At 73.1% G+C, this 25,100-nt stretch carries 23 protein-coding genes and 2 pseudogenes; 9 read left to right on the top strand and 16 right to left on the bottom strand.

Annotated features, from left to right (window positions below; genetic code table 11):
* Positions 1 to 23: 23 nt before the first annotated feature.
* Positions 24 to 893 carry a nitroreductase/quinone reductase family protein gene (locus tag G7Z13_RS16255; RefSeq protein ID WP_240926235.1) on the bottom strand — a complete coding sequence of 290 codons (870 nt, stop codon included), beginning with the start codon at positions 891 to 893 and terminating at the stop codon, positions 24 to 26.
* A 266-nt stretch (positions 894 to 1,159) separates the two neighbouring features.
* Positions 1,160 to 2,065, bottom strand: coding sequence for an NAD(P)-binding domain-containing protein (locus tag G7Z13_RS16250; protein WP_166000036.1), 906 nt, complete (start codon positions 2,063 to 2,065; stop codon positions 1,160 to 1,162).
* A gap of 104 nt (positions 2,066 to 2,169) precedes the next feature.
* Between G7Z13_RS16250 and G7Z13_RS16245 the strand changes: the two genes are divergently transcribed.
* Entirely contained in the window at positions 2,170 to 2,511 is a 342-nt protein-coding gene (locus G7Z13_RS16245; RefSeq protein ID WP_166000034.1) for a helix-turn-helix domain-containing protein, read from the top strand.
* Between the two features lie 86 nt (positions 2,512 to 2,597).
* Here G7Z13_RS16245 and G7Z13_RS33695 read toward each other — a convergent pair.
* Positions 2,598 to 2,753: pseudogene (locus G7Z13_RS33695) on the bottom strand (TetR/AcrR family transcriptional regulator); the annotation flags it as partial.
* Positions 2,738 to 3,617: pseudogene (locus G7Z13_RS16235) on the bottom strand (GNAT family N-acetyltransferase). The pseudogenes G7Z13_RS33695 and G7Z13_RS16235, both read right to left, overlap by 16 nt.
* Positions 3,618 to 3,747: 130 nt before the next feature.
* Between G7Z13_RS16235 and G7Z13_RS16230 the strand changes: the two are divergent.
* From G7Z13_RS16230 to G7Z13_RS16220, 3 genes are all read left to right on the top strand, one after another.
* The gene (locus G7Z13_RS16230) at positions 3,748 to 4,167 is read left to right on the top strand and encodes a helix-turn-helix transcriptional regulator (RefSeq protein WP_240926234.1); all 420 of its coding nucleotides are present in this window, start codon (positions 3,748 to 3,750) and stop codon (positions 4,165 to 4,167) included.
* Between the two features lie 131 nt (positions 4,168 to 4,298).
* Positions 4,299 to 4,925 carry a hypothetical protein gene (locus tag G7Z13_RS16225; RefSeq protein WP_166000032.1) on the top strand — a complete coding sequence of 209 codons (627 nt, stop codon included), beginning with the start codon at positions 4,299 to 4,301 and terminating at the stop codon, positions 4,923 to 4,925.
* A gap of 125 nt (positions 4,926 to 5,050) precedes the next feature.
* Complete coding sequence (locus G7Z13_RS16220) at positions 5,051 to 5,383, top strand: DUF2516 family protein (RefSeq protein ID WP_166000030.1); 333 nt, start codon at positions 5,051 to 5,053, stop codon at positions 5,381 to 5,383.
* Positions 5,384 to 5,650: 267 nt separating this feature from the next.
* Here the strand turns inward: G7Z13_RS16220 and G7Z13_RS16215 are convergent, their stop codons facing one another.
* The 3 genes from G7Z13_RS16215 to G7Z13_RS16205 all read right to left on the bottom strand — a co-directional run bounded on the left by G7Z13_RS16215 (position 5,651) and on the right by G7Z13_RS16205 (position 9,511).
* Entirely contained in the window at positions 5,651 to 6,985 is a 1,335-nt protein-coding gene (locus G7Z13_RS16215; protein WP_206313081.1) for a response regulator, read from the bottom strand.
* 277 nt (positions 6,986 to 7,262) lie between these two features.
* Positions 7,263 to 8,369, bottom strand: coding sequence for a C40 family peptidase (locus G7Z13_RS16210; protein ID WP_166000026.1), 1,107 nt, complete (start codon positions 8,367 to 8,369; stop codon positions 7,263 to 7,265).
* Between the two features lie 350 nt (positions 8,370 to 8,719).
* On the bottom strand, positions 8,720 to 9,511 hold the full coding sequence (locus G7Z13_RS16205; RefSeq protein ID WP_166005002.1) for a class I SAM-dependent methyltransferase: 792 nt from the start codon (positions 9,509 to 9,511) through the stop codon (positions 8,720 to 8,722).
* A gap of 245 nt (positions 9,512 to 9,756) precedes the next feature.
* On the opposite strand from G7Z13_RS16205, the gene mshA reads away from it, so the two are divergent.
* Entirely contained in the window at positions 9,757 to 11,094 is a 1,338-nt protein-coding gene (gene mshA, locus G7Z13_RS16200; RefSeq protein WP_166000024.1) for a D-inositol-3-phosphate glycosyltransferase, read from the top strand.
* Positions 11,087 to 11,629 carry a YbjN domain-containing protein gene (locus G7Z13_RS16195; RefSeq protein WP_166000022.1) on the top strand — a complete coding sequence of 181 codons (543 nt, stop codon included), beginning with the start codon at positions 11,087 to 11,089 and terminating at the stop codon, positions 11,627 to 11,629. Before mshA ends, G7Z13_RS16195 begins: the two co-directional genes overlap by 8 nt.
* Positions 11,630 to 11,642: 13 nt before the next feature.
* On the opposite strand, the gene G7Z13_RS16190 is transcribed toward G7Z13_RS16195, so the two are convergent.
* The 4 genes from G7Z13_RS16190 to G7Z13_RS16175 form a co-directional block, all read right to left on the bottom strand.
* On the bottom strand, positions 11,643 to 12,182 hold the full coding sequence (locus G7Z13_RS16190) for a hypothetical protein (protein ID WP_240926233.1): 540 nt from the start codon (positions 12,180 to 12,182) through the stop codon (positions 11,643 to 11,645).
* Between the two features lie 10 nt (positions 12,183 to 12,192).
* A complete protein-coding gene (locus tag G7Z13_RS16185; RefSeq protein ID WP_240926232.1) occupies positions 12,193 to 13,590 on the bottom strand; it encodes an MFS transporter in 1,398 nt (465 codons plus the stop codon).
* Positions 13,591 to 13,663: 73 nt separating this feature from the next.
* Positions 13,664 to 15,457, bottom strand: a complete 1,794-nt coding sequence (locus G7Z13_RS16180) for a stealth family protein (protein WP_166000020.1) — start codon at positions 15,455 to 15,457, stop codon at positions 13,664 to 13,666.
* Between the two features lie 14 nt (positions 15,458 to 15,471).
* A complete protein-coding gene (locus G7Z13_RS16175; RefSeq protein ID WP_240926231.1) occupies positions 15,472 to 17,235 on the bottom strand; it encodes a stealth family protein in 1,764 nt (587 codons plus the stop codon).
* Positions 17,236 to 17,426: 191 nt separating this feature from the next.
* Between G7Z13_RS16175 and G7Z13_RS16170 the strand changes: the two genes are divergently transcribed.
* A complete protein-coding gene (locus tag G7Z13_RS16170; protein ID WP_166000016.1) occupies positions 17,427 to 18,188 on the top strand; it encodes a phosphoglyceromutase in 762 nt (253 codons plus the stop codon).
* A 65-nt stretch (positions 18,189 to 18,253) separates the two neighbouring features.
* On the opposite strand, the gene G7Z13_RS16165 is transcribed toward G7Z13_RS16170, so the two are convergent.
* The 4 genes from G7Z13_RS16165 to phoU form a co-directional block, all read right to left on the bottom strand.
* Entirely contained in the window at positions 18,254 to 18,550 is a 297-nt protein-coding gene (locus G7Z13_RS16165) for a ribosomal protein L7/L12 (RefSeq protein ID WP_166000014.1), read from the bottom strand.
* Positions 18,551 to 18,745: 195 nt separating this feature from the next.
* Positions 18,746 to 20,197, bottom strand: coding sequence for an FG-GAP and VCBS repeat-containing protein (locus tag G7Z13_RS34110; RefSeq protein WP_166000012.1), 1,452 nt, complete (start codon positions 20,195 to 20,197; stop codon positions 18,746 to 18,748).
* 155 nt (positions 20,198 to 20,352) lie between these two features.
* A complete protein-coding gene (locus G7Z13_RS16155; protein WP_166000011.1) occupies positions 20,353 to 20,601 on the bottom strand; it encodes an SCO4226 family nickel-binding protein in 249 nt (82 codons plus the stop codon).
* A 488-nt stretch (positions 20,602 to 21,089) separates the two neighbouring features.
* Entirely contained in the window at positions 21,090 to 21,791 is a 702-nt protein-coding gene (gene phoU / locus G7Z13_RS16150) for a phosphate signaling complex protein PhoU (protein ID WP_166000009.1), read from the bottom strand.
* 354 nt (positions 21,792 to 22,145) lie between these two features.
* Between phoU and G7Z13_RS16145 the strand changes: the two genes are divergently transcribed.
* Positions 22,146 to 23,459 carry an ATP-binding protein gene (locus G7Z13_RS16145; protein WP_166000007.1) on the top strand — a complete coding sequence of 438 codons (1,314 nt, stop codon included), beginning with the start codon at positions 22,146 to 22,148 and terminating at the stop codon, positions 23,457 to 23,459.
* Positions 23,456 to 24,136 carry a response regulator transcription factor gene (locus G7Z13_RS16140; RefSeq protein WP_166000005.1) on the top strand — a complete coding sequence of 227 codons (681 nt, stop codon included), beginning with the start codon at positions 23,456 to 23,458 and terminating at the stop codon, positions 24,134 to 24,136. The genes G7Z13_RS16145 and G7Z13_RS16140 overlap by 4 nt, the downstream gene beginning before the upstream one ends.
* Before the next feature lie 90 nt (positions 24,137 to 24,226).
* Here G7Z13_RS16140 and G7Z13_RS16135 read toward each other — a convergent pair whose 3' ends face one another.
* Complete coding sequence (locus tag G7Z13_RS16135; protein WP_166000003.1) at positions 24,227 to 24,934, bottom strand: DUF461 domain-containing protein; 708 nt, start codon at positions 24,932 to 24,934, stop codon at positions 24,227 to 24,229.
* Positions 24,935 to 25,100: the final 166 nt, after the last annotated feature.

Genomic DNA, 25,100 nt, shown 5'->3' with positions numbered 1-25,100 from the left:
CCCTGACGCGGGCCGTCGGCGGTTCAGGCGAGCAGCGGGATCAGCTGCTCCTCCTCGTAGGCCAGGTGGGCTTCCAGCTCGACGGTCAGCCGCTCGACCTCCGCGCGGGCGGCCGCCGGGTCCGTCGCCGTCCCGTCCACCGTCCGGCGCAACTCCGCCACCAGGGCGGCTATCCGCTCGTGCTCCTCGCGCAGCCGCGCGAACACCGGGGGGGCGGACTCGGGGTGGCGGTCGGCGAGGAACGGGAACAGGGCGGTGTCCTCACCGGTGTGGTGGTTGTGCAGCCCGTGGCAGAAGGTGAGGCAGTTGACGCGGAGCTGGGCTCCGAGGGCGGAACCGGCGCCGCTCATCTCCGCCCGCAGCAGGACCAGTTCCTGCCGGAAGGCGTCGTGCACGACCTTGATCGCCTCGCTCAGGGAGCCGGCGTTGATGGTGCCCGGACCGCCGTCCCCGCTCTCGTACAGGGCGACCACGGGGATCGTCCGGGTGGTCTTCGCCTGGTACTCCGCCCAGCCCGGATCGCTCTCCACGGCCCGCGCGAACGCCTCGTCGCGCTCCTCGCCGGTCAGCGGCACCGCCTGCGCCTGATAGGTGAACGCGCCGGTCTCGACGGTCACTTCGGGGTGCGCGAGCAGGTTGTGGTACCAGGCCGGGTGGCGGGGCGAGCCGCCCGCCGAGGCGATGACCAGGACGCGCTCGCCGCCGTCGGGGAGATAGCCGACGGGGGTGGTGTGCGGCCGGCCCGAGCGGGCGCCGGTGGTGGTCAGCAGGAGCAGCCGGGCGTTCTCGAACATGCCGGTCAGACGGCCCCGGTTGGCCCGGAACTCGTCGATGATCTGCTGGTTGAAGTCGTGGATGGTGGTGTGGACGGTGTCGTCGATGGCGTCGGGCAATGCTCTTCCTCACTCCGTGGCTTTCGCTGATCGCGTCTGTTCACGGAGAAGGGGGCGGCCCCCTGGACCTGCTCCGAACCTCTCGGGCAGGGGGGACCCGCGGCGGCCTCACTCAGAGGCCGGGCACCCGACTCGCTCACGGCACAAGGCCGACCCGGCAGTCATGACGGTGACGCTATCGGCGGACTGCCCTGCGTGGCAAGGCGATTGAGGCCGGGGCGGGCGCGCACCGCCCCGGTCCCTTGTCGGCCCCCGCCGTCCGGCACTCAGGGACGCCGGGTGCGCCCCAGCATCTCCGCGACCCGCATGAACCCGTCGGTGCCGTGACCCAGCCCGATGACCCGGCGGGCCTGTCCCTCGATGGCGCGCATCACGCTCGCCTCGATGCCGTGCGCCTCGGAGGCGTGCACGATGTGCGCCATGGTGGAGGCGCCGGAGGTGATCGGGTTCAGCTCGCCCGAGTACGTGCCGCTGTCCACGTCGCCGGCGAACTCCTCGAACAGCGGCGGCAGGATCGCGGCGATGCCCTGGGCGAACGGGGCCAGCTCCCGCGCGGAGACGCCCTCGGCGCGGGCCAGGGCCACCGCGTGCGCCCAGCCGCCCATCGCCGTCCAGAAGATGTCCAGCAGTGCGAGGTCGTACGCCGCCGCGCGGCCGATGTCCTCGCCGAGGTGGGTGTGGGCGCCGCCGAGCACGTCCAGGACGGGCCGGTGCTCCGCGTACAGGTCCGCGGGGCCGCTGTAGAGGAAGACGGCGTCCGGGGTGCCGATGGTGGGCGTCGGGGTCATGATCGCGCCGTCCAGGTAGCGGACGCCGTGCCGGGCGGCCCAGTCGCCGGTGTCGCGGGCGCGGTCCGGGGTGTCCGCGCTGAGGTTCACGACCGTACGGCCCTTGAGGGCGTCGGTGACGGAGTCGGAGCGCAGGATCGCGTCGGAGGCGTCGTAGTTGACGACGCAGACGACGACGAGCCCGCTCGCCGCGACCGCCTCCTCGGCGGACGCGGCCCGCAGCGCCCCGCGCGCCACCAGGCCGGCGTCCCGGCCCGGGGTGCGGTTCCAGACGGTGGTGCGTACGCCCGCCTCCAGGAAGGCGCCGGCCAGGGCGCGGCCCATCGGGCCCAGGCCGAGGACGGTGACGGAAGCGGACGCGGGGTCCGTGACGTTCGTAGACATGGGAAAGCTCCTGCTGTCCTGTGAGACCGGTAGAACCGAACAGTGAAACCACTGCGAACAGTGAAAACACCGAAAAACCAACAAAACGAACAAATGGGGTGACGATGTCGCGCAGCCGGGCCAGGGACGTGAACGTCTGCGGGGTGACCGCCGCGATCGCGGTGATCGACGGCAAGTGGAAGACGGCGCTGCTGTGGCTGCTGGAGTCGGGACCGCACCGCCCCGGCGAACTGCGCCGGAAGCTGCCGGGCCTCACCGAGAAGGTGCTGACTCAGGCGCTGCGCGAGATGGTGGAGGACGGTCTGGTGCACCGGGAGGTGCATGACGTCCTGCCGCCGAAGACGGTGTACTCGCTCACCGCGTTCGGCCGTGAACTGTCCGAGGCGCTCGCTCCTCTCGCCGCCTGGGGGTACCGCCGCCTGGACCGGCTGGCGGAGGTGTCCTGACCGCCGTGCCCACGGCCGGCCCGGCCACCCGCGAACAGCCTCTTACGACCGCCCAGCGCTGCCAAGTACCCACTTTTTTGTGGGTGTTACGGCCCGCCCGATCCGTCCGGCCCGCGCGGCGGTCGCGGCCCGCGTCCGGTCCCGAAGGATGTCCGGGCGTCCACGTCCGTGCCGTCGTGCACGGCCTCGGCCGGTGCCGGGAAGCGGCCGGTGGCCGGCCATCTCGTCACCTGCGGGCCGTGGAGAACTCGTATCCGGCGAAGTCGGCGACGTGGACGTATCCGACGCGCCGGTAGAGGGCGTTGCTGGTGGGGTTGGCCGGGTCCGTGAACAGGACGACGTCCGTGGCGCCCGCGGTCAGCGCGGTTCTGCTCACCTCGGCCGTCACGGCGCCCGCGGAGGCGCGCCCCCGGAGGCGGGCCGGGGTGTAGACGGGGTCCACCCGGATCATGCCGCCGACGACCGAGGTCGCGGCCGCCATGGAGACGGGGGTGCCGCCCGGGGTCTCCCAGAACGTGAAGTGCCTGTCGCCGAAGCGCGAGCCGGCCCAGGAGCCGGCGTCGATCACGTCGATGGAGGTCTGCTCCCCGACGTCGACGCAGAACTCACGGCACCAGCGGACGACCTGCTCACGGTCCTCCTCGCCCGTGACGCGAGCCTGGCCCTCGGGGCGCGGCTGCGGTGGGGTGAGTGTGCCGAGACGGTAGAGGTGCGTCCGCCGGAAGGGCACCGGCGCCGCGCCGATGTGCCGCTGCCATGACTGGGCGAAGGCGCCGGCGGTGTCGTGGTCCGCGATGACGTGGGAGGGGGAGAGGCGGAGGCCGGCCAGGTGGGCGGCGAGCGTGTCGGTCTGCGCGGCGGAGAGGGGCGGTGAGGCCCAGGCGGCCGCGCGGAGTGAGGGAGAAGATCGCGCGGACCTCGCCTTCTGGCTCCAGTCGGCCGAAGACGGCGGCTTCGGCGTGGGGTCCGGCCGTGCCGCGTCCGCGCAGTTTCTCGATGTCCGTCAGCGGCGTGTTGTGCAGGGCGGGCCGCGAGCGCAGGAAGTCCCCGGCTCGGGTGAGGAAGTCGTCGACGTCGCTGGTGAGGTGCCAGTCATCCCGGCGCATGCTTCATGGTCCCCGGTGGAGTCGACTTGGCGGGAACGCTTGGTGTTTCACCGTGCCCGGGACCGAGCGAGGGTGCACTTTTGCAAGCGGGGTGCTTGCAATTGTTAGCGAGGGGAGGCATGGTGGAGCCATGGCATCGCTCAATGTCGGCAACCTCGGCGAGTACCTGCGCGAGCAGCGGCGTAACGCGCAGCTGTCGCTGCGGCAGCTCGCCGAGGCGGCCGGGGTGTCCAATCCGTATCTGAGCCAGATCGAGCGCGGGCTGCGCAAGCCGAGCGCGGAGGTGCTGCAGCAGGTCGCCAAGGCGCTGCGGATCTCCGCCGAGACGCTCTATGTGCGCGCCGGCATCCTCGACGCCGAGCGGGAGCGGGACGAGGTCGAGACGCGGGCGGTCATCCTCGCCGATCCCACGCTCAACGAGCGGCAGAAGCAGGTGCTGCTCCAGGTCTACGACTCGTTCCGCAAGGAGAACGGGCACGGGGAGGACGGTCCCGGCACGGACCCCCCGTCCGGCACGAGCGAGGCCGGTCCGCGGCAGACGACCGGTTGACCGGACCAGGGAGAGACCGGCCGGCGGCCGCGGACCGCCACCCCCAGCCGACAGCGATCGGCAGTGATCGGCAGTGATCGCAGCGATCGACAGATCGACAGTGATCGACATCGAACCGGAGGACCCTCACCATGGCCATCACCGACGACCTGCGCAAGACTTTTACCGACCCCACCCCGCTCTACTTCGCCGCCGGTACCGCCGATCTCGCCCTGCAGCGGGCCAGGAAGGTGCCGGAGCTGGTGGAACAGCTGCGCCAGGAGGCCCCGGCCCGGATCGAGGCGGTCCGCAACACCGACCCGAAGGCCGTCCAGGAGAAGGCCACCGCCCGCGTCAAGGAGACGCAGGAGACCATCCAGGCCAAGGTCACCGAGCTGTTCGGCGCGCTGGAGTCCGACCTGAAGAAGGTCGACCTGAAGAAGCTCGGTGAGACCGCCCAGGACCTCGCCCTGCGCGGGGTCGGCGTCGCCGCCGAGTACGCCGTGAAGGCCCGGGAGACCTACGAGAAGGTCGCCGAGCACGGCGAGCAGGCCGTGAAGACCTGGCGCGGCGAGGCCGCCGAGGCCATCGAGGACGTGGCCGTGGCCGTCGAGCCCGACCCGGAGCCGAAGACCGAGTCCAAGACGGAGCCGAAGGCCGAGCCGGTCGCGGTCGAGGCCGAGCCGGCCGGGGCGGCGGCCGGGCGGCAGGAGCCGGCCACGAAGGCGCCCGCGGCCCGCAAGAACACCACGAAGAAGGCGACGCCGCCCGCCAAGTGACGGCGTCCGGAGGACGGCCGGGCACTCGATGGGTGCCCGGACCGTTGTCCGGGTAGCCGGGAGGCGGTTGCGGGTACGGTGACCGCGTAAGGGACGAGCCGAGTCGGGTGGTGGACGTTGTGCTGATGCAGGGTTTCGCTGGGTTCCTGTGGCTGCTGAACCTGGCCCTGGTCCTTTTCACCGGCTTCGCGCTGGTCGACGCCGCCACGCGCCGCGAGGACGCCTACCGCGCGGCGGACAAGCAGACGAAGCCGTTCTGGCTGATCATCCTCGGTCTGGCCCTGGTGGTCAGCCTGATCTTCGGCATCCTGTCGTTCCTGCCGATCATCGGCCTCATCGCGACGATCGTGTACATGGTCGACGTCCGCCCGGCCCTGCGCGGCCTGCCCGGCGGCGGCCGCAGCCACCGTGGCTCCAGCAGCGACGGCCCGTACGGACCGTACAACGGCGGCCGCTGAGCCCGCCCTCGCGCCGGCACGCGCCACCGGAATCGTCCGCCGCACGGGCAGGCGCCCCGGCCCGTCAGCCACCGTCCTCGCCCCGCCGGTCGCCGACGCCGGCACTCGACCCCGGGCACTCGGCTCCGGCTCTCGTCCTCGACGGGTCAGCCGCCTGCCCCAGCTCTCGGCCCCGATACTCGGCCCCGCCCCGTCGGCCGCCGCTCCCGACCCGTCGGCCGTCGACGCCGGCTCTCGGCTTCACGGGTCCCGTACGGTCGCCCTGGCCTACGGCACCCGGTTCAGGAGCAGCACGGCCACGTCGTCCGTCAGCTCGCCGCCGTTCAGTTCGCGGACCTCGTTCACCGCGGCGCGCAGCAGGTCCTCGCCGGTGAGGCCGGCGGCCAGCTGGCGGCTGATCATCTCCACCATGCCGTCCTGGCCCAGCCGCTCCCCGCCCTCGCCGACCCGGCCCTCGATCAGGCCGTCGGTGTAGAGCATCAGGCTCCACTCGGCGCCCAGCTCCACCTGCGTCCGCGGCCAGCGGGCGCCCGGCAGCAGGCCGAGGGCGGGGCCGTTGTTGTCGTACGGCAGCAGGCGCGGCGCGCGGCCGGGGCGGGCTATCAGCGGCGCCGGGTGTCCGGCCAGGCACAGGCCCGCGCGGCGCCCGTCGGGCGCGATGTCCACCGTGCACAGGGTCGCGAAGATCTCGTCGTCGGACCGCTCGTGCTCCAGCACCTGCTGGAGGGTGTTCAGCAGCTGGTCCCCGCACAGCCCGGCCAGCGTCAACGCCCGCCAGGCGATACGCAGCTCCACACCGAGCGCGGCCTCGTCCGGGCCGTGCCCGCAGACGTCGCCGATCATGGCGTGCACGGTGCCGTCGGGGGTGCGTACGACGTCGTAGAAGTCGCCGCCGAGCAGCGCGCGCGAGCGGCCGGGCCGGTAGCGCGCGGCGAACCGCAGCGAGGAGCCCTCCAGCAGCGGCGTCGGCAGCAGGCCGCGCTCCAGGCGCCGGTTCTCCTGCGCGCGCAGCCGGCCCTCGGCGAGCCGGCGCTCGGCCGACTCGGAGCGCTTGCGCTCGACGGCGTACTGGATGGCCCGGCCCAGCAGCCGGCCGTCCAGCTCCTCGCGGAACAGATAGTCCTGCGCGCCGACGCGGACCGCCTCGGCGCCGCGCTCGGCGTCGCCGGAGCCGGTGAGGGCGAGCACGGCGTGCCGGGGCGCCAGCTCCAGCACATGGCGGAGCACGGCCAGCTCGTCGTCGGTCTCGCCCGCCCGGCCGGGGGCCGGCAGCGCCAGGTCCAGCAGGATGCAGTGGACGTCGTCGGTGAGCAGCCGCTCGGCCTCGGTGAGGTTGCGGGCGGTGCGCACGCGGATGGGCTTCCCGGCCTGGTCGAGCAGGTCGGGCACGATCGGCGAGCCGCCGGGGTCGTCCTCGATCAGCAGCAGGGTGAGGTGGGTGTGGTGGGCGGTGGCGGTGCTGTTGGAGGTGTTGTGCGCCGGGTCTTCCGTGCGCGGGGCCCCGGTGCCGGAGTCTCCGGAGGGGCCGCCGGTGGACGCGGCGGGCGCCTGACCACTCTCCACGGCCGGGATCGCTCTCTGCCGCGGTACGGGTACGGGCATTGTCCTGGGTTCCTTCCCTCCCCCCGAGGGCACGGCGGGGCGAGGGACCTCGACCCACCGACGGGGACCATAGCGGGTGACGGCGCCGCAGCGGAATGGCGCGGCGCACGCCGGCCGGCCGCGGGCCACTGTCATATGCCGCGTTCCGTACCGCAGTTGGACACGCCGCCCGACCTGCCGGGATGACGAACGTCACGTCGCCGGACGGTTTCGCGGGGGCGCCGGCGTTAGGTGGGTCACGTGGCCCGGGTCACCAACTGGGCCGCGCGGCACGGGTTCAGCCCGCGTCCGGTCGTACGACCCCCAGGATCGGCATCGAGCCGGCCCCCGCGAGGGTGATGTCGCGGCCGGGGCGGGGAGCGTGGACGATGGTGCCGTCGCCGACGTACAGGCCGACGTGGCTGGCGTCGTCGAAGTAGATCACCAGGTCACCGGGGCGCATGTCGGTGACGTCGACGCGCCGCAGCTGCTTCCACTGCTCCTGGGAGGTGCGGGGGATCACGCGGCCGGCGCTGGCCCAGGCCTGGGAGGTCAGGCCGGAGCAGTCGTAGGAGCCGGGGCCCTCGGCGCCCCATTCGTACGGCTTGCCGATCTGGGCCGTGGCGTACTTCACGGCCTGCTCGCCGGCGGTGGTGGCCGGGCCGTCGGCGTCGTCGAGGACGCCGGTGCCCAGCCAGTCGTCCTGCGCCTTGCGGGCCGCCGCGCGCTCGAGTTCGGCCAGGCGCTCCTTCTCCTCCTTCTCCAGCTCCGACTCGAGCTTCTCGGCCTGCGCGATCTGCTTCTCGATCTTCTTGCGGGCGGCGGCCTTGGCCTTGCGGTTGGCCTCCAGCTTCTTCCAGTGGGAGGCGGCGTCCGCGGAGTACTGCTCCAAGTCCTGCTGAGTGCGCTTGGTTTCGTCGATCAGGTGCTTGGTGGCGCGCTGGCCCTGCAGGACGCGGCCGGTGCCGTCGAGGAACGCGCCGGGGTCGTCGCTGAGGACGAGCCGGGCCTCGGGCGGGAGGCCGCCCGAGCGGTAGTGGGCGCGGGCCGCGGCGCCCGCGCGGGCCTTCAGGTCGGCGAGCTTCTCCTTGCCCTCGGCGATCTTCTTCGCCAGCTCGGCGAGCTGCCGCGACTGCTCCTTCGCCTTCTCCTCGGCGGCGTTGTAGGCGTCGGTGGCCGAGGCCGCCTCGCGGTAGAGCGTGTCGAGCCTCTCGCGGACCGCCTCCAGTTCCCGGTCGGTCCCGGCCGCCGGGGACGCGGAGGCGGACGCTGAGGCGGACGGGGTGGGTGCCGGGGCCGGTTCGGGTGCGCCGGCGGCGAACGCCGTGCCGGGTACCGCCAGTACGGTGACCGCGCACACGACGGTCACGGCCACCGAGATTAAGCCGCGCTTGCCCCTTGCCATACCCCTGCCCCCAACTGATTTACCGTCAGTAACTTACGGCTCGCCTGAGGGATCGTGCCATGCCGTGGCGCAAAACGACAGAGGTCCGGGCGTCGCGACTCGGCCCCCCGGGTCCCGCCGCCCGGTGTGCCGGACTCCCCGGCTCTGTGACGAACGAGCGGGCGAGATCGTTCCGGGCCCGGGCGGCCGCGGGGGAGGGCCGGCCCGCCCGGTGCGGTGGGTGCGGCCCGTGGGGACCGTGGTGCGGTCGGTGGGGCCGGTGGTGCGGTCGGTGGGGCCGGTGGTGCGGTCGGTGGGGCCGGTGGTGCGGTCGGTGCGGCGTGCGGGTGGCCGCGCCGTCAGCCGCGCCCTCAACCGAGGGGTGCCAACGCCGCCCAGCGCACCGTCACTTCGCCCTGCCGCCAGCGCGCCGGGCCGTCCGTCACGGGCCAGTCCGCCGCCAGGTCCCGCACCGCGCGGATCCAGCGCTGGCGGGCGCCGTAGGAGGCGTACGGCGCGGCGGCGGACCAGGCGCGGTCGAAGTCGCGGAGGAAGGCGTGCACCGGCTCGCCGGGGACGTTGCGGTGGATCAGCGCCTTCGGCAGGCGTTCCGCGAGGTCCGAGGGGCGGTTGAGGGAGCCGAGGCGGGTGGCGAAGGTGACCGTGCGCGGGCCCTCGGGGCCGAGGGCGACCCACACGTGCCGGCGGCCGATCTCGTCGCAGGTGCCCTCGACCAGCAGCCCGCCGCGCGCGCCGGTGGCCGGGTCGGCCGGGGCCAGCCGGGCGCACAGCCGCTCCCAGACGCCGGCGACCTGCGCCTCGTCGTACTGGCGCAGCACGTTGGCCGCGCGGATCAGCTGCGGGCGCTGGGGCACCGGCACCTCGAACCCGCCGTGCCGGAAGTCCAGCCCCGCCCGCTCGTACGGCTTGGCCGCCGCGACCCGGGCCGGCTCGATCTCGATGCCGACCACGCGGGTGCGGGGCGCCACGGCCCGCAGCCGCAGCAGCAGCTCGACGGCCGTCCAGGGGGCGGCCCCGTAGCCGAGGTCGACGGCGACCGGGTCGGCGGCGCGGCGCAGCTCGGCGCCGTGGGTGGCGGCGATCCAGCGGTCCATGCGGCGGAGCCGGTTGGGGTTGGTCGTCCCGCGCGTCACCGTGCCCACCACGGCGGTCCTCGCGCTCGGGCGCGGCCGGGAGCGGGGAGCGGGCGTCGTGCGGGATGACATGCCTACGAGGGTAGGCGGAGCCGAGGTGCACGCAGCGGGCACTCGAACGGTTGAGCGAGGAACGGTAATGATTGCGTAAAGAAGGGTGCGGTGGAAATGGAGTGGCCGGCTCCCGTGTTGCCCCTTGATGGAGGGCTCGCACGTCCTCCCACCGGCATGCCCGCAGCGAGGAGGAACGGCCCGTGAGCCAGTACATCGGCAGGCTCGGACGGCGCTCCCCGGCCACCCCGCCCCGGCTGCGGCTCCACCGCAGGCCCCGCCGCGTGGCGATGCTCTCGGTGCACACTTCCCCGCTGCACCAGCCCGGCACGGGCGACGCCGGCGGCATGAACGTGTACATCGTGGAGCTGGCCCAGCGCCTCGCCGCGCTCAACATCGAGGTCGAGATCTTCACGCGGGCCACCACCGCCGCCCTCCCGCCCACCGTCGAACTCGCGCCCGGCGTCCTCGTCCGGCACGTCGACGCCGGCCCCTACGAGGGCCTGGCCAAGGAGGACCTGCCCGCCCAGCTGTGCGCCTTCACCCACGGCGTGATGCAGGCCTGGGCCGGCCACCGCCCCGGCCACTACGACCTGGTCCACTCCCACTACTGGCTCTCCGGCCACGTCGGCTGGCTCGCCGCCCAGCGCTGGGGCGTCCCCCTCGTGCACGCCATGCACACCATGGCCAAGGTCAAGAACGCCAACCTGGCCGACGGCGACACCCCTGAGCCGGCCGCCCGCGTCATCGGCGAGACCCAGATCGTCGCCGCCGCCGACCGGCTGATCGCCAACACCGACGAAGAGGCCGGCGAACTCGTCCGGCACTACGCCGCCGACCCCGCGAAGGTCGCCGTCGTCCACCCCGGCGTCAATTTGGACCGCTTCCGCCCGGCCGACGGCCGCGCCGCCGCCCGCGCCCGCCTCGGCCTGCCCCAGGACGCCCTGATCCCCCTGTTCGCGGGCCGCATCCAGCCCCTGAAGGCGCCGGACGTCCTGCTCCGCGCGGTCGCCGTCCTCCTCGACGAGCACCCCGAGCTGCGCTCCCGCATCCTCGTGCCGGTCGTCGGCGGCCCCAGCGGCAGCGGCCTCGCCAAGCCGGAGGGCTTGCAGAAACTCGCCGCGCGCCTCGGCATCGCGGACGTCGTCCGCTTCCGCCCGCCCGTCGGCCAGGATCACCTCGCCGACTGGTTCCGCGCCGCGTCGGTGCTGGTCATGCCGTCCTACAGCGAGTCCTTCGGCCTGGTCGCCATAGAGGCCCAGGCGTCCGGTACGCCGGTGCTGGCGGCGGCGGTCGGCGGCCTGCCCGTGGCCGTGCGCGACGGCCGTACGGGAGTCCTCGTCCAGGGCCACGACCCGGCCGCCTACGCGCGCGTGCTGTACGACTTCGCCGCCGACCCCACCCTGTCGGACCGGATGGGCGCGGCCGCCGCCGCCCACGCCCGCGCCTTCGGCTGGGAGGCCTCCGCAGCCGCCACCGCGGAGGTCTACACGGCCGCCCTGCACGCCCACCGCCGTCGCGTACGCTCGGCCCATGGGTGACTCCACGGGTGCAGCACAGCGACAGGCCGCGCAGACCATCGAGGGCGTGCTGAAGGACGCCGAGCTGGAGTGGGAGGGCCCCGAGCCCGGTCACTACGTGGTCAAACTCCCCGGCACGCGCAAGCTCTCGACGACCGTCTCCCTGATCGTCGGCAGGCACTCCCTGTCCCTGAACGCGTTCGTCATCCGCCGGCCCGACGAGAACGAGCCCGGCGTCCACCGCTGGCTCCTGGAGCGCAACCTCAAGCTGTACGGCGTGAGTTACGCCATCGACCCGCTCGGCGACATCTACGTCACCGGCAAGCTCCCGCTGGCCGCGGTCACCCCCGACGAGGTCGACCGCCTCCTCGGCCAGGTCCTGGAGGCGGCCGACGGCGCCTTCAACACCCTCCTGGAGCTGGGCTTCGCGAGCGCCATCCGCCGCGAGTACGAGTGGCGGGTCTCCCGCGGGGAGTCCACGCGCAACCTGGACGCCTTCGCCCACCTCACCCGGCGCGGCGAGGACCAGGGCGGCGGGGACCAGGGCACCGCCTAGCCCTGCCCCTTCCTCACTCCTCCTTGTCGAGTTCGTCGGCGAAGGCGCGCAGCGCGTCGGCCAGTTCCTTCTTCGTGGGCAACTGGTCGACCTTCTTGTCGAGTTCCTCGATACGCCGGTTCAGCTCGGCGAGGCCGGCCGGTGCGGAGGGGCCGCCGGGGTCGCCCGGGTCGGTGGGGCCGGGCGACGCGGTGGGCGCGTCGGTGACCGGCGGGTCGCTCGGTGCCGCGGTGGGGCTGGGGGCGGGGCTCGGGTCCCAGCCTCCGGTGCCGCCTTCGCTCGTACCGCCGTCGCTGGTGCCGCCGTCGGTGGTGCCGCCGCTGTCCGGCGGCACGGGCGTCTCCTCGGACGGGGGCTCGGTCGAGGTGGAGGACGCGGCGGGATACGGGTCGTCCTGCGAGCCCGCCGCGAGCGCGACCCCCACGCTCAGCGTCACCAGGACCGCCGCCCCCGCGACGGCGGCCGAGAGGCGCCCCATCCGACCCTGGGCCCGTGCGGCCCCCGGTATCCGCTCCGTCTTCCGTGTCTGCCGCGTGTCCTCTGTCTCGTCCATGGCGGTGACGCTATCCGGCGGAACTGGGGGAGGGGCGGGTTCCGCCGATCTCGTCGAGGGCTTGCGGGACGGTCGGGGCCACCGGGCCCGGCGCTGCTTTGGGAACCGTCTCGACCGCCGTCCCGATCTCTGTCCCGCCCGCCGTCCCGCCGGTCGTCTCGACCGCCGTCCCGCCGGTCGTCTCGACCGCCGTCCCGCTCGCCGGCTCCTCCTCCGGCAGCCGCCGCATCAGCAGTCCGTACCCGAGTCCCGCCACCGTGCCCACGACCGCGCACATCCCCCACAGCCACTCCGCGCCGTACCGGTCGATGACGTACCCGGACATCAGGGGCGCCACCAGCGCGGCGACGGACCACGACATGGTGTACATGCCCTGGTAGCGGCCGCGGCCGTGCACGGGTGAGAGCCGTACGACGATCCCGGTCTGGGTGGGCGCGTTGACGATCTCGGCGAGGGTCCACACGCAGACGGTCAGGGCGATCACGGCGACCGATCCGGCGAAGGCGGTGAGGCCGAAGCCGTATCCGGCGAGCACGGAGGAGACGATCAGCAGGCGGCGCGGGTCGCGGTGCTGGATGAAGCGGGTGACGGGGATCTGCAGGGCGACGATGAGGACCCCGTTCACGGCGATCGCCATGCCGTACTCGGCGGGCGTGAACCCGGCCTCGCCCATCGCCACCGGCAGCCCCACCGAGCCCTGCTGGAAGATCAGCGCGACGAGGAACGACAGGCCGACGACGCTCATGAACCGGCCGTCGCGCAGCACGGTGCCCAGGCCGGTCTCGGGCTCGGCCTTCTGGGCGGCGGTGCGCTCCGGGCGGGACTCCGGCAGCTTGACGAAGACGAGGATCGCGCAGGCCATCGTCATCGCGGCCTCGATGAGGAAGCCGGCGAGATAGCTGGTCTCGGCGATGAACCCGGCGGCCATGGAGGAGACGGCGAACCCGAGGTTGATCGCCCAGTAGTTGAGGGAGAAGGCCCGCACCCGGTCCTCGGGCCGCACGATGTCGGCCATCATCGCCTGCACGGCGGGCCGGGACGCGTTGGAGGCCATGCCGACCAGGAACGCGACGGCGGCGATGGCGACGGGGTCGCGCACGAAGCCGAGCAGGGCCACGGACAGCGCGGTCGACGCCTGCGCGATCAGCAGGGTGGGGCGCCGGCCGAGCCGGTCGGTCATCACGCCCGCGCCGAGCGAGGAGATGACCCCGCCGAGGCCGTGCAGGGCGGCGACCAGTCCGGCGTAGGTGGCGGAGTAGCCGCGGTCGAGGGTGAGGTAGAGGGCCAGGAAGGTGGCCACGAAGGCGCCGAGGCGGTTCACCAGGGTGCTGGTCCACAGCCACCAGAACTCGCGGGGGAGACCGGAGACGGTTTCCCGGACGGCTCGTCTCACGGCGGCTGACGACATCGCGGATCCCCCACAGCGGTAAGCGGCTCAGACAGCGGCCACACCTTACGAGCAGGGTTGTCATGGACGCCACTCAATTAACGGGAAGCGTCAAACGTGAGGACTGCGGGACGACGCGCGCCGCCCGCTCCCAGCGGCTGGGGAACGGATACTTCCGCTCCAGGAAGGCGCGGATGGCCGCCTGCGCCGCCGCCCGCTCCGCCGGGGCGGTGTCCACGTCGTTCAGACAGAAGAAGTCGACGTCCTCCCCGGCCGCGAGCCGGGCCAGCCGCCGCCGCATGTCCGGGCTGCCGAGCTGGACGTAACGGAAGCGGTACTCGGCCGGTACCCCCCGGCCGGTCGCGATCGCCCAGTGGTGGTGGAGCGTGGAGGCGGGGGCGACGTCGGCCGTGGAGCGGAACCGGGAGTACGCCGTGCGCCGCAGCTCCTCGATGCCCAGGTCCTCCATCTCCCGCATCACCCGCAGCAGTTGCGGATGCGGGGTGTGCAGCGACTTGTGCCGGATCTGGCGGCCGTGGAAGCGCCGGATCACCTCACGGGTGTTCTTGCCCGCGGAGTTCGGCGCCGGCTCCAGCGGATGCGGGTCGCCGACGCCCAGCTTCAGCGGCGACAGCGGGATGCGGGCGATGCCGTTGCCGTGGAAGAAGTGCTCGGCCCGCACCGGGCGGTTGATGAAGACGTCGTCGTTGAAGTACAGGTAGTGCTCCGACAGGCCGGGTATGTGGTGCAGCCGGCTCTCTATCGCGTGCGAGTTGAACACGGGCAGCGCGTCCGCCGGGAGGATGTCCCGGTGGTCCACCACGGTCAGGCCCGTGGCCGCCGGATCCAGCCAGGCGGGCAGCTGCGCGTCGGTCACCAGGTACACGTGCCGGACGAACCCGGCGTACATCTCCAGCGAGCGCAGCGCGTACCGCAGTTCGTCATGGCTGGTGTAGCGGGAGGCGCCCGTCTCGCGCGGCGCGATGGCGGTGTCCGCGAGCGCCTGGTGGGCACGGCGCTTGGCGGCCAGCGCCGGGTCGTCGCCGTCGACCCAGGTGTAGACGGCGTCGACCGGGAAGCACACCTCGTCGATGCCCGGCTCCGCGAACGGCGCGAAGGTCGGCACCGGACGGCGCCGCCGGCCCGCCACGGCCACCGGTGCCTCGGCCGGCCGCTGCGCCGCCACCGGCAGCACCTCCGAGACGGGGTTGGGCCGCGGCGCCACGAGCGCGCTGCCGAACACGTCCGGCAGCCGGTCGCCCGGCACGGTCAGATACGCGGGGTCCTTCCCCACGTCCCTGCCGTGCCGCCAGAACTCGATGTCGCAGCCCGTGTCCAGACCGCCGAGCACCTGCCCGCACGGCCCCAGCCGCAGCACACCGGTACGCAGCACCGCCGCCCCGCGCACGGCCCGCGGCAGCCTCCCGTCGGCCCACAGCACCGCCGTGGTCACGGCGCCGTCCACGCCGACCGCGCCGACGAACCCGGCGGTGCCGGCGAAGTGGCGCGCGGCCTGCGCGAGCACCGTCGCGCGGTGCTCCTCGGCGACGCCGACCACCTGCCGCGCCCCGCCGGCGCCGGGCTCGCCCGGGACGAGGAAGTACGGCACGCCGGCCGCGTCCAGCACCGCGCACACCTGCTCCAGGTCGGCCGCGGCGGCGTCGGCGGCGGCGTACGCGGTGACCGTACGGCCGTACAGCCGCACCGGACCGCGGGCGACCCGGCGCAGGCCGGGCACGGCGGCCCGCAGCCGGCGGCGGGCCGGCGCCGCGCGCAGCGCCCACAGCACGGCCCGCAGCCAGGCCCACAGCCGGAGCCGGTGGCGCAGCAGCAGGTCCCGGGCGGCCCGCAGGCTCCGGGGCGGCGCGAGACGGTGTCGGAGGTCCATGGCCGCGCCCCTCGTCAGACCCGGGGCTCGGCGGTGCCGGGCCGCGCCCCGGACCGCCACTCGGACGGCTTGCCCGGCAGCTGCTCGGACGGCTCCTCCGGCAGCTGCCCGGGCTGCTTCTCGTACGGGCTGGGGAACGGGAAGTAGTCCTCCAGGAACTCGTGCATCCGGATGCTGACCTGCTCCCGCTCCTCCGGCGGCACGTCGACGTCGTTGAGGCAGAAGAAGTCGAAGCGGCGGTTGCGGCGCAGGTCGGCCAGGCGCCGGGCGGCGTCCGGGCGGCTGATGTTCACGTACCGGAAGGAGAACTTCCCGGGCACGCCGCGGCCCGTCATCAGCGCGTACTGGTAGAGCAGCGGAGCCGTCATGGCGATGTCCGTCGGCGAGCGGAACCGGGACGCCGTGGTGCGGGCGATGTCCGCGGGGAACAGCTCCTCCAGCGCCCGCAGCGCGCCGCGCTGCTGCGGCAGCGGGGTGTGCATGAAGTTGTTCGTCGTCATCCGCCCGAACTTCTCCAGCAGCAGCCGGCGGACGTTCTTGCTGGCGGAGTTGGTGGCGGTCTCCTCGCCGTGCGGCTTGCCGACGCCGATCTTCAGCGGGGAGACCGGGATCTTCATCAGGCCGCTGCCGTAGAAGAAGTGCTCCGGGGTGACGCGGCGGCCGACGAAGACGTCGTCGTTGAAGTAGAGGTAGTGCTCGGACAGGCCCGGGATGTGGTGCAGCCGGGTCTCGATGGCGTGCGAGTTGAAGACCGGCAGTACGTCCTCGGGGAAGATGTCCCGGTGATCGACGACGGTGATCCCCTCGGCCCGGTCGTCCAGCCAGTGCGGGCGCTGCCCGTCGGTGACGAGGTAGATGTGCCGCACGAAGTCGGCGTACATCGCCAGTGAGCGCAGCGAGTACTTCAGCTCGTCGTGGCTGGTGTAGCGGGAGGCGTTGGTCTCCTTGTCCAGGATCTCGGCCGTCCCGCGCTCCTGGTAGCGGGCCCGCTTCGCCCGCATCCGCGGCTCCTCGCCGTCCACCCACGTGTAGACCACGTCGACCGGGAACGTCACCCGGTTCACGGTCGGCACGGTGAACGGCGCGAAGGTCGGCAGCTCGCGGTCGCCGACCCGCACGGTGGCGGGCTGCCGCTCCGCGGCGGGCAGGACATCCGTCAGCCCGTTGTTGCGGGGCGCGACGATCGAGTCGCGGAAGACGTCCTCGGACGCCTGCGGCTGCACCTTGGCCAGCCGCCGGGGCCCGTCCTCGGACTCCAGCAGCTCACCGCCGTCCTCCCAGAACTCCACGTCACAGGCCAGCTCGGGGCCGGCCAGCAGCTGCCCGGCGGGCCCGAGGTGGTTCTCGCCGATGCGCAGCACCGGGGCGGAGCGCAGCGGCGCGGGCAGCACCCCGTCCATGAACATCGCCGGATGCTTCAGCTGCCCGCCGGGCAGCGGCCGCCCGATGAACACCGCCTTGCCCGCGTTGCGCGCCTCCAGCGCGGCGAGGAACCGCTCCCGGTCGGCGGCGGCGACACCGACGATGTGCCGCGTCCGCGAGGTCGGCACCAGGAAGTACGGCACCCCCGCCTGCTCCAGCGCCGAGATCACGATCTCCAGGTTGCCGGCGGCCGCCTCCGCGGCGGTGAACCGCGACACCACCCGCCCGTACAGCCGCTGGCCGCGCACCGCGACCGGCCGCAGCACCGGATCGGTGACCGCGGCCTTCCGCCGCCGCCGCATCGTCCGCAGCTGCCACACCCGCTCGGCGGCCTTCCGCTCTACTCGCGGTCGCATCCGCCGCGCAAAGGAACGCACGGTCACGTTCTGTGCTCCTCTTCTGCTCCCCCTGCACAAGTCCTGCGTTAAGGAGACAGACGAATGTGAGGAAAGGTTGTGGAAGAGTTCACCGGCCGGTAACGAGGGCGTCGCCGCCGGCGGGGGAGCGTGGCCCGCAGCCCCCATACCCCTTAGGTAGGCTCGAAGCCATGGCCGACGCACCGTACAAGCTGATCCTCCTCCGCCACGGCGAGAGCGAGTGGAACGAGAAGAACCTGTTCACCGGCTGGGTGGACGTCAACCTGACCGCGAAGGGCGAGAAGGAGGCGACGCGCGGCGGCGAGCTGCTGAAGGACGCCGGCCTGCTGCCCGACGTCGTCCACACGTCCCTCCAGAAGCGCGCCATCCGCACCGCGCAGCTCGCGCTGGAGGCCGCGGACCGCCTGTGGATCCCGGTCCACCGCTCCTGGCGCCTGAACGAGCGGCACTACGGCGCGCTCCAGGGCAAGGACAAGGCCCAGACCCTCGCCGAGTTCGGCGAGGAGCAGTTCATGCTGTGGCGCCGCTCCTACGACACCCCGCCGCCGCCGCTGGACCGCGACGCCGAGTACTCCCAGTTCTCCGACCCGCGCTACGCGACCCTCCCGCCGGAGCTGCGCCCGCAGACGGAGTGCCTGAAGGACGTCGTCAACCGGATGCTCCCGTACTGGTTCGACTCGATCGTCCCCGACCTCCTCACCGGCCGCGTCGTCCTGATCGCCGCCCACGGCAACTCGCTGCGCGCCCTGGTCAAGCACCTCGACGGCATCTCCGACGCCGACATCGCGGGCCTGAACATCCCCACGGGCATCCCCCTCTCCTACGAACTCGACGCCGAGTTCAAGCCGGTCAACCCCGGCGGCACCTACCTCGACCCGGAGGCGGCGGCCGCGGCGATCGAGGCCGTGAAGAACCAGGGCAAGAAGAAGTAAGCCCCCTGAGGAAGCCCCCTGCCCGCGGGTTCCCCGCCGGGAGGGGGCTTCTTCGCACTCCGGTGCTAGGGCGCCAGGGCCGCGCACCCTCCGGGCTCCGCCTCCTGTCGCCACTCCGCTGCGGCACCGGCACGGCGGAGCACGGCGACAGCGGACTGCGCCCTGTACGCGGACAGCTTCTGGCAGAGCGTGACGGGCGCGCGGCGCACCAGCGCCCGGCAGTCCCACAAGCTCAGCCCGGTCACCTTCCGCACGGCGAGGATCACGTCCCTCTCGCGGGACCCGCAGTCGACGAGCACCACTTCGTGGGACGGATCGTCGCAGAGCAACACGCGGTGCTCGGTGGACTCTTCGCCGGACACTTCACCCTCCTGCCTCGGCCTCGTTGAGCGACGCGGGCGGGACGTGCCCGCCGCTCCCGGTGGCGTGCTACCGCACGTCCACGAAGTCGCCCGCCGCCTTCACCGCCGGAGTGGTGGAGGTCCCGGTGAAGTACCAGCGCCGGTAGCCGTCCTCGGTCGCGGTGGCGCGCGTTGTGAGCGGCCCCGCCGATGTGCTCAGCGCGCGAACGGTCCGCCCAGCCGGTCGTACGGCAGCTTCAGCGACGTCACCGAGTACGCCTTCGCGCCCGTCGTCGTGAGTCCCGTGCCGGAGCCCTTGAGGAAGTGGACGAGGCCCCAGCGGTCCTCGTAGCCGAGCTGTTCGTTGGTGCTGACGGCCAGGTCGGCGCGGCCGTCGCGGGTGTAGTCCGCGAACTTCAGGCTGGCGCCGAACAGGTCGTCGGTCTCGGGGGTGCCGGTGACGCCGGAGGTGTCCTGCGAGTAGGACTTGGCGCCGGTGCCGGACAGGCCGCCCGCGCGACCGAGGAGGACGGTGACCGAGCCGGCGTTGCGCTTGGCGCCCAGGTCCTCGCCGGCGGCGCCGACGGCGAGGTCCGCGTAGCCGTCGCCGTTGACGTCACCGGCGGCGATGGCGGAGCCGAAGTAGTCCTCGTTCTCGGAGGAGCCGGGCACGCCGGTGGTGTTCTGGGTGAACCTGGCCTGCTTGCGGGCTGTGTCGGGGCCGTGCGCGCCGCCGTACTGCACGGTGACGTAGCCGCGCTCGCCGTCCCCGGCCTCGTAACCGCGGCCGATGGCCAGGTCGCCGTAGGAGTCCTTGTCGAAGTCGCCGACGGCGAGGATGTCGCCGCCCTGGTGGCCGCCGTCGTCGGGCACCCGCAGCTCGGCCGCGCGCTGGGTGAAGGCGCTGCCGCCGCGGTGGAAGTAGGCCCGCAGGTCCAGGTCGCCGGAGCGCACGAGGTCCCTGCCGAGGATGTACAGGTCGGTGGCGGCGTCGGGGGTGACCTTGCCCGCGACCAGGTTGTCGGGCGCCAGGTAGCCGTAGCCGCCGCCCAGCGAGTCCCAGCCGCTCTTGCCGCCGGTGCGGGTGAAGGGGCCCTTCAGCAGGACCACGCCCGCCGTGCTGTTGCTGGTCACGGCGAGGTCCGCGTCGCCGTCGCCGTCGAAGTCGCCGGTCACCACGTCCTGCCCGAACACGTCACCCGAGTGCTCGTTCTGCGGGGGGATCGGCGAGTTGAGGACCGTGCCCGGCCCGAGGCCCTTCGTGCCGCCCCAGACGACGGTGAGCCCGCCGCGTATCTGTACGTCGCCGGCGTCCTCGTAGGGGGACGACACGACCAGGTCCGCGTAGCCGTCCCGGTCGAGGTCGGCCGTGGTCGCGGCGGTTCCCCAGCCGTCGTCCGTCTCCACCGCGCCCGGGATGCCCGGCGAGTCCTGGTGCAGGACCTGGACGCGGGTGCCCGGGCCGGAGGACGTGCCGTAGACGACGGTGACCCGGCCGTCCTTGCCGTGCTCGCCGCCCAGCATGACGAGGTCGCGGTAGCCGTCGCCGTTGAAGTCGTCCGACAGCTTGGCGGGGGCCGCCGAGGCCGCGGGGGCCACGAGGAGCGGTGTGCAGACCGCTGCCACGAGAGCCGCGGCAGCGGTGAGGGCGGTACGTCTGGCGCGCATGGTCCTCCGGTGTCGAGGGGGCCGAGAGCGTGCTGTGAGCGGCCTGCTGGTTGCTCGGACGCGCTCTACGACCTGCGCGGCAGCCGAATGGTTGTACGAAACCCTGGGCCCCGTACGTCCGTACTCCCCTGCCTCCGTACGTCCGTACTCCCGGGCTACACCCTCAGCGGCACCGCGTGCACCTCGTCCGCCCGGTGCCCGGCCCGCTCGTGGACGCGCTGGACCGCTTCGGCCGACGGCGCCTCGGAGAGGCAGTAGACGACTCCGGACTCGGGATCGGCCCACGCCTGCTTGAAGTGGACCCGCTCGTCCTGCTCGACGGCGAGGTCGGCCTGGTGCGCCTCGCGGAGCTGGTCCTCGGTGATGCCCTTCATGTTGTGGTGGACGTCCATGAACTCGGGCATGGCCTCCACCTCCTTCCCGGGGGGAGCCCTGCCACCCCTTCCGTGGAGAGGGCCTGCCACCCCCTTCCATGCTGCGCCGAAGGGCCCCCGGCAGCACGCCGGAGGCCCTTCGTGACGGACGTGTGGTCACCCGCACTGGCACGGGCTGCCCGACTGGCAGCCGCAGCCGCAGCCCGATCCGCAGCCGCAGGCGCCGATCAGTGTCAGGTTCCTGATCTCCGCCGGCTGCTCGGTCCCGCGTTCCCGCGTGGGGTCGGGCGTCGTACCCGGAGTGCTGGGGGAATCGGCCATGGTCCCTCCTCAAGGCTGGAGCCTGAGCCCATTGCACGCCCGGTCCCCTGGGCGCATCAACGGCGCACTGTGGCTCGTACGCGCCCCGCCTCACCCCGACGCCCCGGTCAGGCGCCCTCGCCCTGACCGCCGGCCGGGTCAGACGCCCGCCCCCGCCGCCGGCCAGGTCAAGCGCCGCCCGCCCCACCCCGGCCGGCTCAGGCGCCCTCCGCCCCCGCCGCCGGCTGGATCTCCGTCTGCAACTCCTGCTGGAGCTCGTCCGCGTGCTCACCGGTCACCAGGAACACCACCCGCTTGGCGACCGCGACCGCGTGGTCGGCGAACCGCTCGTAGTAGCGGCCGAGCAGGGTCACGTCGACGGCGGTCTCGATGCCGTGCTTCCAGCGGTCGTCCATCAGGTGCTGGAAGAGCGTGCGGTGCAGCAGGTCCATCGCGTCGTCGTCCTGCTCCAGCTGGAGCGCCAGGTCGACGTCCTTGGTGACCAGCACCTCCGCCGCCTTCGCCATCAGCCGCTGGGCGAGCTGGCCCATCTCCAGGATGGTCGCGTGCAGGTCGTGCGGGACCGCGCGCTCGGGGAAGCGCAGCCGGGCCAGCTTCGCCACGTGCTGGGCCAGGTCGCCGGAGCGCTCCAGGTCGGCGGACATCCGCAGCGAGGTCACGACGATCCGCAGATCCGTCGCCACCGGCTGCTGGCGGGCCAGCAGGGCTATGGCCCGCGCCTCCAGGTCGTGGTGGAGGTCGTCGACCTTCTGGTCGGCCTCGATCACGTTCTCGGCCAGCTTCAGGTCGGCGTCGAGGATGGCCGTCGTGGCGCGCCCGATCGCCGACCCGACCAGCCGGGCCATCTCGACCAGCCCGTCGCCGATCGAGTCCAGTTCCTCGTGGTACGCGTCCCGCATCAGGGTTCCCTCTCGTGCGTCGTTCCCGGGAGTCCGGTGGGTCCAGGGTCCGGGTGGTTTCAGGGGTCCGATTGGTTTCAGCGGCCGAAGGCCGAGGCGCGAGGCGCCCAGGGGCCGTTCGCCGAGGGGCGTGGCCGCCGTGGCCGCCGGGCCCTTGTCGCGTACCCCCGCCGCACACCCGTGCCGACAACCCGTTCCGTCAACCCCACGCTCCCACGATCCGTCCCCTACGCGTCCGTTTCCGCCACCCCAAATGAACCATCACTGGCTCCTGGGTGAACTCTGGGCGACGAGTGTTCGAGCTCCACCACGGATGGCTGTGGCCACGCCTCTCACCATGCCTAACCTGGATGCATGGACGTGAACGCGGCGGTCGCCGCAGCGGCTGCGATCGCCGGGGTACTCACCGGTGTCATCGCCATGCTGGCGTTCCGCTGGAGCGAGCGCGACCTGAAACGACCCACCCGCACCTCCCTGCACACCGATCCCGTCCTGCCACCCGGCGTGGACACGGTCCTGTCCGTGCTCCGCTCGTCGGCCGTCGTCCTGGACGAGGCCGACGCGGTCGTCAAGGCCAGCTCGGCGGCGTACGCCCTCGGCCTGGTGCGCGGCGGCAAGCTGGCCGTGGAGCCGATGCTCCAGATGGCCCGCGACACCCGGCGCGACGGCGAGATACGGCAGGTCGAGCTGGACCTGCCGCGGCGCGGCACCGGTCGCGGCGAGGCGCTCGCGGTCTCCGCGCGGGTCGCCCCGCTCGGCTCCCGCCTGGTGCTGCTGCTGGTCGAGGACCTGACGGAGGCCCGCCGCATCGAGGCGGTACGGCGCGACTTCGTCGCCAACGTCAGCCACGAGCTGAAGACCCCGGTCGGTGCGCTCTCCCTGCTCTCCGAGGCGGTCATGGACGCCTCCGACGACCCGGAGGCCGTCCAGCGCTTCGCGGGGCGGATGCAGATCGAGGCGACCCGGCTGACGAACCTGGTGCAGGAACTGATCGACCTCTCCCGGGTGCAGAACGACGACCCGCTGGAGGACGCCGAGCCGGTCGCGGTGGACGAACTGGTCGCCGAGGCCATGGACCGCTGCCGGCACGCGGCCTCCACCAAGCAGATCACCATCGCCTCCAACACCGGGGCGCACGAAGGACCCGACCAGGGCGGGCGCCGCGCGGCCGGCGCCGACCTGCACGTGTGGGGCAACCGCGGCCAGCTCGCCGCCGCCCTCGGCAACCTCGTCGAGAACGCCGTGAACTACTCGCCCGCCCGCACCCGCGTCGGCATCGCCGCCCGCCGGGTCACCGCGCAGGGCGGCGACATGATCGAGATCGCCGTCACCGACCAGGGCATCGGCATCTCCGACAAGGACAAGGAGCGCATCTTCGAGCGCTTCTACCGCGTCGACCCGGCCCGCTCCCGCGCCACCGGCGGTACGGGTCTGGGCCTCGCCATCGTCAAGCACGTGGCCGCCTCGCACGGCGGGGAGGTCACGGTGTGGAGCTCCGAGGGACAGGGCTCCACCTTCACCCTGCGGCTGCCGGAGGCGGGCGCCGCCCGCGACCGGGCGCAGCACGGCTCCGCCGGCGGCGGAGCGGGTGCCCGCTCCTCCCGCAGCACGTCCCCCGACGCACCCCCGTACGAAGAAACAGTTCCCGCCCCGGAGGTCCTTCCGTGACCCGTGTGCTCGTCGTCGAGGACGAGGAGTCCTTCTCCGACGCCCTGTCGTACATGCTCCGCAAGGAGGGCTTCGAGGTCGCGGTCGCGACCACCGGGCCCGACGGACTCGACGAGTTCGAGCGCAACGGCGCCGACCTCGTCCTCCTCGACCTGATGCTGCCGGGTCTGCCCGGCACCGAGGTGTGCCGGCAGCTGCGCAGCCGCTCCAACGTCCCGGTGATCATGGTGACCGCCAAGGACAGTGAGATCGACAAGGTCGTCGGACTGGAGATAGGAGCCGACGACTACGTCACCAAGCCGTTCTCCTCCCGCGAGCTGGTGGCCCGGATCCGGGCCGTGCTGCGCCGCCGCGGCGAGCCGGAGGAGGTGGCGCCGGCCGCGCTGGAGGCCGGTCCGGTGCGGATGGACGTCGACCGGCACGTCGTCACGGTCGGCGGCTCCAAGGTCGATCTGCCGCTGAAGGAGTTCGACCTGCTGGAGATGCTGCTGCGCAACGCGGGCCGCGTCCTGACCCGGATGCAGCTCATCGACCGCGTCTGGGGCGCCGACTACGTCGGTGACACCAAGACCCTCGACGTCCACGTCAAGCGCCTGCGCGCCAAGATCGAGCCGGACCCGGGCGCGCCGCGCTACCTGGTGACGGTCCGCGGCCTGGGCTACAAGTTCGAGCCGTAGGCCGCGCCGTGACGGACACGGACCCACGAAAGGGCGGGACCTCCCGGTGAGGCCCCGCCCTTTCGTCGTACGGCGTGCGGTCTACGACCCTCAGTGCCCGGCCGCGTCGTGCCCCTCGGCCGACTCGCCGGCCGACGCGGACGCGGTGGCCGCGCCGGACGCGGTGGCGGCGCCGCTCGGGGCGGCGGTGCCGGTGGCGTGGCCGTCGGCCGCGCCGGACGGGCCGGCCTCACCGGACGGCGTGGCGCCCGGGGTCGCCGAGGCGGAGGCGCCCGGCGCCGCGGGGACCCCGCTGGGGCCCCAGGTCGAGAAGTAGCCCCCGGCGGGGACGACGAAGGCCTCCATGCTCACGTCACCGGTCTCGCTGAAGGAGAAGGTGACCTTCTGGGCGTCGCCGTCCTCCAGGCCCTCGCCGTCCTCCAGCACGGCGGAGGCGTTGCCCTTGCCACCGATGACGAGGGAGCCGCCGGCGGGGACGGTCAGCTTGCCGCCGCCCTTGGCGGCGGACAGCTCCACGGGCTGCCCGATCCCGTCCACGGTGATCCGGTCGATCGTCTCGGCGCGGTCACCGGCGTTGAAGACGGTGGCGGAGACGACCGCGGGGCCGGTGGCCTCGGGGTCGGGCTGGGTGATGACGACGGCGTTCTGGATCTTGATGTCGCCGACGCTGGTGGCCGCGTTGTCCGGCTGGATCTGCAGGGTCTGCGCGTTGTTTCCGGCGCCGCAGGCGGCGAGCGAGGCGATCGAGAACGCGATGGCGGAGGCGGCGAGGGCGCCGCGTCGAAGGCTGCTGCTCACGGCGGCGGCAACTCCTTGAACGCAGGGGCAGCTGTCCTTGTAAAGCCGCCCTAAGTGGCTGTCAGCGGCCCCAGGTTACCGAGCCGTCCTCGTGCCGCCGCACCCGACCCTCCCCCGCGGCGAGGTTCGCCCGGCGGTTCGCTCAGCCGGGGGGTACCGTCCGGCT

It is taken from the genome of Streptomyces sp. JB150 (genome assembly GCF_011193355.1).
Lineage (GTDB): Bacteria > Actinomycetota > Actinomycetes > Streptomycetales > Streptomycetaceae > Streptomyces.
This window is presented reverse-complemented; position numbering and strand designations above follow the sequence as displayed.